The following is a 9,234-nucleotide window of genomic DNA, read 5'->3' on the forward strand; positions in this document are numbered from 1 at the left end:
CAACAGGAGGACCTGAATTGACCGTTGTGCGAACGTCACCAATCAGATCATCGACGGCCGAATTGCTCGGTCCGATCGCCACTATCGATGACATCAACATTCGCAGTGTTCGATACTTTCTCACTGTTGCCGATACCGGATCGGTGTCTTCCGCATCAGCGCTATTGCAGGTCGCTCAACCAACCCTCAGCCAGCAGATCAAGCGACTCGAATCCCGCATCGGTTTCGAACTGTTCACCCGGAACGGACGGGGGCTGGTGTTGACCGCCGCCGGCGAGGCTTTCCGTAACCGCATCGCACCGCTTCCGCTGCAAATCCGTGACGCGATCGAAGCCGCGCGGCCTTCACCGCCCCCTCACGTCCTCCACCTGGCATTGTGCCCAGGGATTGCCTACGCGCGTATCTCAGACCTCACTCGGCTTTTGCAGGGCTGCTACGCAAACAAGGTGGAGGATCACCTCGATGTGCGATTGCATTCGACCGCCACATCAGATCTACTGGCCGATCTCAAACAACAACGGATAGCGCTCGGAGTGGTGCGACTTCCGTTCGATCACAAGGAAATCAATGTGACAGCATTCCGGACGGACGTTCTCGGAATCGCCGTGCACAGCAACCATGCATTCGCCGGCCGGGACGCGGTGACCTGGAACGAATTGTCGGCACAGCAACTACTCTGCTTGGACACCGCCCAGAGCGACACCGAAAGAGGTGGAATGCTCTCTCAACTGCACCAACGCGGATGGTTCCCGGAGATAGTCTCGATCGACGACGATCATCCGGCTGTCATAACCCACACGCTGGCAGCCAATCCCTCAACCCTCATGCTGACTTCGCGAGATGACCTCCCCGCTTCGAGAGAACTCCGCTGGATTCCACTGTCGGATAACCCTATTGAAGAGACGCTTGCATTGGTTGCCTCTCGTTCATCCGTCTACGCGCGCGTCCCACGCGAGCTGGCAGGGCGAATGACCAGCCGTATCACCGAAACAACAAGCGAGACGGGTTGACCCGTGAGACCCGGTCGAACACCTCTGTAGCGCACCACTGACTTGCCAACTGCCAACCGGCAGGAAGATCGGGACGATCCGGTTGGCCGAGGTCGCTCGACAACACGACCTGTTGGTGAACACCGGCAAGCTCGATAACCCGTTCGTACGGATGCCGATTCATCAAGACGCTCAGCGCAGTCACCTCAACCCAGATAGCCGGATTGGACGCGAACTCTGCGATGTGGTCCAGGGAGAAACCCGACATCGGGTGTGTCGCGTGGGTGAGTAAAACTCGTTCGACACCGATCGCCGCGGCAGCATCCATGATTCGTAGACTCTCGTCAGCGCTGCTGTGCCCGGTCGCAATAATCAGATCATGATCTCTCACGCATCGGAGAACGTCGAACGTCTGCCTGGACACAGTGCCCTCTGCGGTGAACGCGGTAGCGGACGACCATCTCGCGCGAGTGAAACCGCTATGCGCGAAGCTTTCGACCCCTGAGCTGTGTCCGCTACGCATGGTAGGAAGAAAGACGATCACGCGTGCGTCACAATGCTCCCCCTGAGCGAAGACACCTCGCTCGACCGCTCTGGGATCGACGCCACCAGCCACATCGTTGAGGACGACCGACCCGCTTACTGGAAGCCCGAGTTCACGTGCTTCCCATGCCGATTCGCAGGTTGATCCGAGATGTGACTTGGCGACGAACCAAGCCCCCATTCGTTGAGCGTGTCGGCCCGTTTCTATGACGCTGTGTCGACGACGAAGAAGGTCCGGCCCCGCGTGGACATGAAGATCGACCAATGCCGGTGCACTCACCGTTCCCGGTCCTCGTTCCACGGCTGGGCATATCCGAATCGCGACCGTGCCTCATCGAGGCGGATACCTTCACTTACCGCGGCCGCGATCTTCGCTTCGGTTCGGTCGACGGCTTCTGCCCGTGTGATGACCTCCGCAGCTCTGTCTTCTGGAATGACGAGAACACCATTGTCGTCGGCGATAACGAGATCCCCGGGACAAACGATGACCGTGCCGACAGTCACCTCACGGCCCACGGAGTCCAGCTCGACCCGATTCTTTCCGGACACCATCGACACTCCGACACTGAACAACGGATAGTTCGCGTCGCGGATTTCGGCGATGTCACGTGCAGCCCCGTGTACCACAGTCCCTCTGACCCCTAGACGCTGAGCGACGGAGGTCAGCAGACCTCCCCAATTCGTGCAGTCGGTATTCGCGAAATTGTCCACGACGACGACCGAACCTGCGGGCACATCATCAAGGTAGTTGGCAGCATTGTGAAATCCGCTGGCGGACTCCGTAACCGGCCGGTAAGTCACTGTGTATGCAGGGCCGACAGTTCGGGAGCCGGGCACCCTGGGTACCAGGGCCTTGAGGTGGCCGGTGAGACCCAAGCTGTCGAGAGCATCCGACACGGCAGCAGTATCGAGTTGTTCTGCCCTGTATACGAGTTCGGCGGACACTTGCGGCTTGGAAGTGGTCATCTTTCGATCTCCTTCAGAACTGCGTTTGCTGCTGCGGTAGTGGTTGCGGTACCTCCGAGGTCGTAAGTCACCTCGGACGAGTGGCGCCGCTCCACGACTGCGCGAACGGCACTGCGGATGGTTGTCGCTTCACGGGGGAAGTCATGATGTTCGGCGATCTCGGCGATTGTCAGTATGGTCGCCAACGGGTTGGCGCGTCCGGTGCCCGCCATTTTCGGGGCACTTCCGTGCACTGGTTCGAAATAGCTGCCGCTACTCCCGAGATTCGCGCTGGGCGCCAGCCCGAGTCCGCCCATGATCCCAGCACCAAGATCGGACAGAATATCGCCGAACATGTTCTCCGCCAGTATCACTCCGAAACGTTCAGGGCGGGTGACCATCCACAGGGCTAGTGCATCTACGTTGAGGATCTCCACCTCGATCTCGGGGTGCTCCTCGGCAATCGATTCGACGATGCCTCGTAAAAGCGTGCTCGAAGCTCGAAGTACGTTCGGTTTGTCGGCCACCGTGACGCGGTCGAAACCGTGCGAGTGCGCGTACGCGAATCCGAAACGCACCAATCGCTCGATACCGGTGCGCGTCTGCAGCCGAATCGTCGCGGCGGTGTCCTCGCGGCCGGAGTCTGCGGCGTTCGGGTGTACCCGCACGTGTTCCCACAAGTCCGCCGGTACCGGCCGGAAGTCCAGGCCGGCGTAAAGACCTTCAGTGTTCTCACGGATGACGACGAAATTGAACTGGTCATTTCGCAGGTCTCGAATGGGGCGCACGTTGGCGTAGAGCCCGAGATTCTGCCTCAACTGGATGACGGGCGATCGGTAGATCGGTGGATTGACGCGAAGACGAGTGGGTAGTTCCTGCTCGGCTTCTCTGGCGGGTTTGCTGGTGATCGCCCCTAGTAGGCACGTGTCGGTTTTACCGAGTAATTCCCAAGTCCGTGGAGGCACAGGGTCACCGCCCGATCGCCAGCACTCCCAGCCGACATCCCCGTATTCGAGCGCCCAGGGCAACCCAACGGTTTCGATCACGGGGAGCGCAGCGTCGATGACGTCTGGGCCGATACCGTCACCGGGCAGAACTGCTAATTGCATGGCTTGTCTCCAAAGGTTGGCGGATCTCGGTCAATGCGACGTCGATGCACGTCGGGTTGTGGTGATGTGGTCGCATACCGGCGCCGGCCACCGATAAAGTGCTGGACGTTGGCCCGTCGGCAGTGTGTTCGGCCCCGACCAATTGGGATCGTGTTCCCACGATGCTCACGATTCGACCCGGGTATCTGTGCGTCGCCTCGTCGAGGTTGACTGTCCGCAACATCGACAGTCCGGTAGCAATTCGTCGAGCTGCGACAAGGCGGCTGTGCCGTGCCAGCTGCAGTGGCGGAGTCGGAGATGCTGCTTCACCGGCGGGCATCACTTTTGCGTGCAATTCGACCATGGCCGCGTCGATATCCCCTGACGCGGCGAGGTTGATGATCGTGGTCAACCGGTCGCTGAGTTTGGGGCTGGTCCGCACCGGTCCGGAGACCGTGAGCACTGGACACGATAGGCGGTTCCGTACTGCGAACATTGTCGCGACGGCGCCCCCGAGGGCATTTCCGCAGACAAGATCGAAGTGCAAGCCGGAAAGGTGTTCAGCCCACAACTCTGCCAAGTGTTCGATGCTGGTGGCCTCTTCGGTGAGGGAGTTCGTGTCGACGATGTGTGCGGCGATTCCGAGTCGATCGAGCCCTGCTCTGATTGGTTCGACGGATGCACCTTCGTCCCAGATCGGCAGTGCCGGAGCGAAGATCACTGCACGAGCGGTCACGCGCTGAGCGCCTGTTCGAGGTCACGTGCCGCACGAACTCTGGCTTGCGAGTCCAGTCCGTGCACCTTGCTTTTGTGTTCGATCGACAGGTTGTATCGCCCGAGTAGTAGATCGGTGGCAGGAACGACTGGCGCCGATTCCGGAACCGCGTCTGATAGCAGGGCGGAGAGGTCGAGCAATGCTGCAAGTTCGAATCCTGAGCTTTCCGGTGCGCAGCTGTCGAGGTATGAAATCCACTGCTCTGCGATGAGGTTGCCCGCTCCTTTGCCCATGCCCAACACAGATGAGTCGATCCAGGATGCGCCTGCCGAAACCGCTGCGATGGCGTTCGCGAGCGCCAAACCAATGTTGTTGTGTGCGTGAAATCCGATTTGGAGACCGCTGAAATCGCCGGCGACCGTGACCATTCGAGTGACATCTGCCGGTTGCATCGCTCCGTTGGAATCGGCTAGGTAGAGTGCGTTCGCTCCCGCAGCGGCCGCAGCACCGGCCAGTTCTGCGATCGTTCGCGGCGCGAGGTTGCTGACTCTGGTGAGATTCGCCGCGCAGACGAAACCCAGAGAGCGGGCGTGGGAGAGCAAGTTCCAGGTGAGGGAGGGGTCATTCGCGTTTACGCACAAGCGGATCAGTCGGGCTCCCGCGGCGTAGGCGGATTCGAGATCCTTCGCATCGACGTTGTGGGGGTGGGCGATCAGGGCGACATGATCAGCGCCGATTCGGGCGGTGACGTCAGCGATGTATCGGTCCTCGCCTCTGCCTGTGAGGCCGTTACTTGTGTTGGGGTTGAAAGATCCATTCCGATAGGCGATTTCGACCCAGTCAAATCCGGCTTCGACGGCCAATGCTGCGTGGTCGATTGCGTACTGCCTGGGAAAATTGAAGCTGTTGCGGTAGCCGCCGTCACGTAGTGTGACGTCAAGATTGGTCAGGCGCATGTCAAGCTCCTCGGCGTTGGGCTGAATTCGAACGGGATGGTGCGTCAGGTAGTCACAGGTTCAAGATCGAGGCGCCAGCACGTCGGCCGAAGACGACCGAGCGGAGCACCGATGTTGCTGGCGGGTATTCGCTGTAGTACAGACCGGTTGCTTCACCTGCTGCGAACAAACCGGGAATAGGCGTTCCCGACGGTGTAAGGACGCGGGCATCGGGATCGGTTCGGATGCCTCCATAGGTGAAGCACAACGCGGCTGTCAGAGGAAACCCGATGTACGGCGCTGTATCGATGGGGGTTGCCCAGTTCGACTTGTCGATTGTCAGGCCTTCGGTCCGTTTGCCATCGAATCGTGTGTGGTCGAATGTGACATCGTCGGTGGCAGCGTTGAACTGCGAGATCGTCGCTGTGAGTGCCGCGGGTTCCAGACCGAGTTGCTCGGCCAAATCTTCGATCGTGTTCGACGTGACCGGTGGGACGTCGCTCAGGAGAGCGCGCTCGAACCAGGGCAAGTCGACGGAGGTGGCGTCACCGATCCAGTAGGCGCTCTGGTTCTGATGCGCCCAGATCGAGTAGCCGACTTTCTCGAATGTGTTGTCCCATGTGTCTTTTCCTTCGTCGATGAAGCGTTCGGCGTGGTCATTGACGAATATTCCTGCAGGAAATCCGTAGAGAACCGCGTCGGCGGATGTCGATCGACGATCGACGGGTTCGGCGTGGATGCCGTCGAATGCTCCGGCTGTGTCAGCTCCTACCTCGAGCGCCATCCGGAGTGCGTCGCCTCGGTTGTTGGCGATGCCGGGCGCGATGAGTGGTAGTTCCCATGCGCGGGGGCCGATGTAGCGGGTGAGCATTTCCGGGTTCCCCTCGAACCCGCCGTTTGCGAGGACGACAGCAGAACCGGTCAGGTCGCGTTGGCCTTGTGGAGTTCGTACTCGAACGCCGGTGACGACTCCGTCCGTTGTCAGCAGCGACAGTGCCTCGGTTTGGTACTGCAAGTCCACGCGGCTGTCGGATTCGAGTAGGGCGGACAAGGATTCGACGATGGACGCTCCACCTCCGATGGGGCTTGCCGGGGCGGACATGGACGGCTGCCCGCTGACGAAGGTGTGAGGAAACGGGAATTCATTGAAGCTGATCTCGACTCCTCGATCCTGCAGAAATGTAATAGCTGCGGGTGTGTCCTTGTGCAAGATATGTAGGTAGTCGAGATCAGCACGCCCTCCCGAGGTTTCAGTGAGCCGATCTGAGTACGTGTCGTCGAAGTTGTGTTCGTTGTCGATGCGGAGGAACGCCCCGGTCCATCGGGTGGCGCCACCGCGCTGTTCGCGGGTAGATCGTTCGAGGACGGCTACGTGTGCGTCGGCGTCGGCGCTTTCGAGGTAGGTGACGGCAGCGGAGAGCCCAGCGGCTCCGTGCCCTATGACGACGAGGTCGAACGAAGTGTTCACGGTGGTTCCTCTCTGATCGGGGATGTCAGGACTGCGGGCTGATGATGTGTGCCGAGCGGTAGAGCCTGTAGCGGGCTTCCGTGGTGGATTCAGCGAAAGCTGCGTAGCGCGTAGTGAACTCGGGGTCGTCGAAAATCGCTTCGAACTCGTTCAGACTGTTCCATCGGGCGAAGTTGACGATGCTGTCGTTCTGTGTGCTTCTGAGCAATCGTGACCCGAGGAAGCCGGTAGCGGTGTGGGCGACGTGGTCGACTGCGTCGTTGAGCGCTGCCAGTGATTTTTGAGGGTTGTCAGTGAGTGCGACGTTGATGAGAGTGACCTCGTCAGAGTTCGGGCGGGGAAAGACGCCGGGGGCGCTGTAGGTACTGGTGAAGTGAATACGGTCGTATCGGACCAGTCCGTCGACGGTCCACGGGTCGCTGGCGACCAGTTTGTCGACAGCTTCGTCGTCGAGGTCTGAGGTGATTACGACGCCACCACCCCCGTCTCTGGGTCCGGCTGCGACCACAGAGCCGGCGTTGATTTGCTCGCGTAGCCATCGAATGTGGTCAGGTTTGCTGCGGGTGAGGACGTCAGAATCCGCAAGATAGGTCAGTTGTAGTACGAACATCGGTTTCGCCTTCTTTCGTTGTCGCTGAATGGTGCTCGGGGCCTTGGCCGGTCAGTGAGCGGGAAGTGCGTTGCGGAACTCGGTCGTCCCGAGCGCGTCCAGAACCGAGCAGGCCTGTGTGATCATCGACTCGATGATCTGAGCGGCCGGTTGAACCGAGGTGATCAGATCGATGTTCTCCCCCGCGAACAACGGTCGTTGTGTGACGTCGTCATCGGAGACCGATTGCGACCACGCGTCGACGAGGGCGGCGGCGTGGTCGGCGAGTTCGTCTTCATGGCCAAACCATTTGCGGGAGAAGTCGTTCCCGAGAGCGCGAGCGGTGTACTGAGGTGGCCAGGGAATTGAACGGATGATGTCGAAGGCACGGGTATCGAGGAGATCTCGACTGTGTCCGTTGATCAAGGAATCGGTGAAGGATGGGCTTGTGAGCGCTTCGGCGGCGGCGGCGAACCGAGTGCCGATCATGACCCCGTCGGCGCCGAGAGCGAGTGCTGCCGCCAGTCCCCGGCCGTCTGCGATTCCACCGGCTGCAACAAGTGGGATCTGTCCGTTGAGTGCGTCCGCGACTGCCGGAATGAGCGGAAACGTTGCACGGTCTTTGTGGTGTCCACCTGCTTCGGATCCTTGGGCAATGATCACGTCGGCTCCGGCAGCGGCGGCTTCTTGAGCTTGGTCGGTGTCGTGAACCTGCACGGCGGCTAACAGGTTCTCACGTTGAATGGCTGCGACGTATTTGTTGGTCTGGGCGGCATTTCCAAATGACAATGCAACGAGTGGCGGCCGGTGAGACAAGACGCTGTCGAGCAAGTGAGGGGCCTTATCGAAGGTGAACATCACCAGGCCTGCCCCCCAGACGCCACGTGACCGGGCGGCGATGGGCAACTCCGAATCTATGAATTCTTCGTTGCCGTAGCTGACTCCGACGAGGCCGGCACCACCAGAGTTCGAGACTGCGGCGGCCAGTTGACCACCTGCCACTCCGCCCATCGGTGCGGACAATATCGGATAGCGCGTTCCCAAAAGTTTATTCACTTTATTTACCATGCATAATCCTCGCTGTACGTTTCGGGATCTTCACTGCAGGAATGTGACGACATGAACGTACTTCTGAAAGTCATAAACGTCTATTCGCTATTAGTGATAGCTGATATTCAGATTTTTGGTTGAATATCGGACTATGGCAAGACGGTGACTAGAGCGAGGTGAGCAGCGGTTTTTATGTTCGACAAGATCCGTTTTGTCCACATTTGGCGGTCTAATTGGCCATTTGAGATGAGGGGAGATGTATCGGCATTAAATTATTGCCAGAAGTCAACATATTCATTCGTTAACATTACGTATACTTGGCATGTCGAACTACATAGTGTGATCTTCGTCATTTCAAATAGGTGAGTCCCGATATCAATTCTCTCGATACTTAAACCTAAGGAATGCACAAGACTAAGTAAACTGAATATCCAAAAGTATCCGAAATTTGCAACTTTGAAGTAAGGGCAAGCATCCCAATTGTTCGTCGACGTGGAGACCTGCGCGAAAGCTCACCACTTCTGATGGGAGACTGATTCCACGCAGGCCGAAGATGCCGAAACGCCCTGCCGTCCAGTCGATGTTGCAATCATCATCGATGCCATACGACAAGCTTCGTATCCGCGAGCCTTTTCATATCCGCAGGGGCCCATGCACTCGAGAAAGGAATCGACAGCCGGCTTTGTCTCTTTCGCACGCCAACGACGAAGAGATCGATTGCCGGAGTTGGGTCGAACAGCTTGACAGCAAGTGGACGGCCAGTTTCGCTGGTACCGTCGATGTCATGACTCTGCTGAAAGGCGCGTGAGCGCCGACCTCGGGCGCAGGTTCCTGCGCCCTCGATATGTCTTCTTCGCCGCTGCTCACCTGTGGGTGGTTGACGAGCGTCAACCCGTTGCGGCACTGATTGAT

9 protein-coding genes are annotated in these 9,234 nt (G+C 59.1%); 1 reads left to right on the forward strand and 8 read right to left on the reverse strand.

Annotated elements, in window-relative coordinates; translation table 11 throughout:
• Positions 1-26 precede the first annotated feature (26 nt).
• Entirely contained in the window at positions 27-1,010 is a 984-nt protein-coding gene (locus AC1DVN_RS30130; protein WP_477848072.1) for a LysR family transcriptional regulator, read from the forward strand.
• Here the strand turns inward: AC1DVN_RS30130 and AC1DVN_RS30135 are convergent.
• The 8 genes from AC1DVN_RS30135 to AC1DVN_RS30170 are packed head-to-tail and all read right to left on the reverse strand — an operon-like array spanning position 982 to position 8,328.
• Complete coding sequence (locus tag AC1DVN_RS30135) at positions 982-1,833, reverse strand: DUF6282 family protein (protein ID WP_477848057.1); 852 nt, start codon at positions 1,831-1,833, stop codon at positions 982-984. The two genes, AC1DVN_RS30130 and AC1DVN_RS30135, sit on opposite strands and share 29 nt — an antisense overlap.
• Positions 1,809-2,498 carry an RraA family protein gene (locus AC1DVN_RS30140; protein WP_477848059.1) on the reverse strand — a complete coding sequence of 230 codons (690 nt, stop codon included), beginning with the start codon at positions 2,496-2,498 and terminating at the stop codon, positions 1,809-1,811. Before AC1DVN_RS30140 ends, AC1DVN_RS30135 begins: the two co-directional genes overlap by 25 nt.
• Positions 2,495-3,586, reverse strand: coding sequence for an isocitrate/isopropylmalate dehydrogenase family protein (locus AC1DVN_RS30145; RefSeq protein WP_477994738.1), 1,092 nt, complete (start codon positions 3,584-3,586; stop codon positions 2,495-2,497). Before AC1DVN_RS30145 ends, AC1DVN_RS30140 begins: the two co-directional genes overlap by 4 nt.
• On the reverse strand, positions 3,561-4,301 hold the full coding sequence (locus tag AC1DVN_RS30150) for a hypothetical protein (RefSeq protein ID WP_477848065.1): 741 nt from the start codon (positions 4,299-4,301) through the stop codon (positions 3,561-3,563). Before AC1DVN_RS30150 ends, AC1DVN_RS30145 begins: the two co-directional genes overlap by 26 nt.
• Complete coding sequence (locus AC1DVN_RS30155) at positions 4,298-5,236, reverse strand: beta/alpha barrel domain-containing protein (RefSeq protein WP_477994739.1); 939 nt, start codon at positions 5,234-5,236, stop codon at positions 4,298-4,300. The genes AC1DVN_RS30150 and AC1DVN_RS30155 overlap by 4 nt, the downstream gene beginning before the upstream one ends.
• Positions 5,237-5,288: 52 nt before the next feature.
• Positions 5,289-6,683 carry an FAD-binding protein gene (locus tag AC1DVN_RS30160; protein WP_477994741.1) on the reverse strand — a complete coding sequence of 465 codons (1,395 nt, stop codon included), beginning with the start codon at positions 6,681-6,683 and terminating at the stop codon, positions 5,289-5,291.
• A gap of 25 nt (positions 6,684-6,708) precedes the next feature.
• Positions 6,709-7,293, reverse strand: coding sequence for an antibiotic biosynthesis monooxygenase (locus AC1DVN_RS30165; RefSeq protein WP_477848068.1), 585 nt, complete (start codon positions 7,291-7,293; stop codon positions 6,709-6,711).
• 51 nt (positions 7,294-7,344) lie between these two features.
• Positions 7,345-8,328 (reverse strand): NAD(P)H-dependent flavin oxidoreductase, encoded by a 984-nt coding sequence (locus tag AC1DVN_RS30170; RefSeq protein ID WP_477848070.1) that lies wholly within the window; start codon positions 8,326-8,328, stop codon positions 7,345-7,347.
• Positions 8,329-9,234: the final 906 nt, after the last annotated feature.

Source organism: Rhodococcus sp. P4_E4 (genome assembly GCF_056401575.1).

What these genes read in the sequence shown, in the direction of transcription:
- AC1DVN_RS30140 (WP_477848059.1), bottom strand. Translation starts at nt 2,498, where the DNA reads ATGACCACTTCCAAGCCGCAAGTGTCCGCCGAACTCGTATACAGGGCA.
- AC1DVN_RS30145 (WP_477994738.1), bottom strand. Translation starts at nt 3,586, where the DNA reads ATGCAATTAGCAGTTCTGCCCGGTGACGGTATCGGCCCAGACGTCATC.
- AC1DVN_RS30155 (WP_477994739.1), bottom strand. Translation starts at nt 5,236, where the DNA reads ATGCGCCTGACCAATCTTGACGTCACACTACGTGACGGCGGCTACCGC.
- AC1DVN_RS30165 (WP_477848068.1), bottom strand. Translation starts at nt 7,293, where the DNA reads ATGTTCGTACTACAACTGACCTATCTTGCGGATTCTGACGTCCTCACC.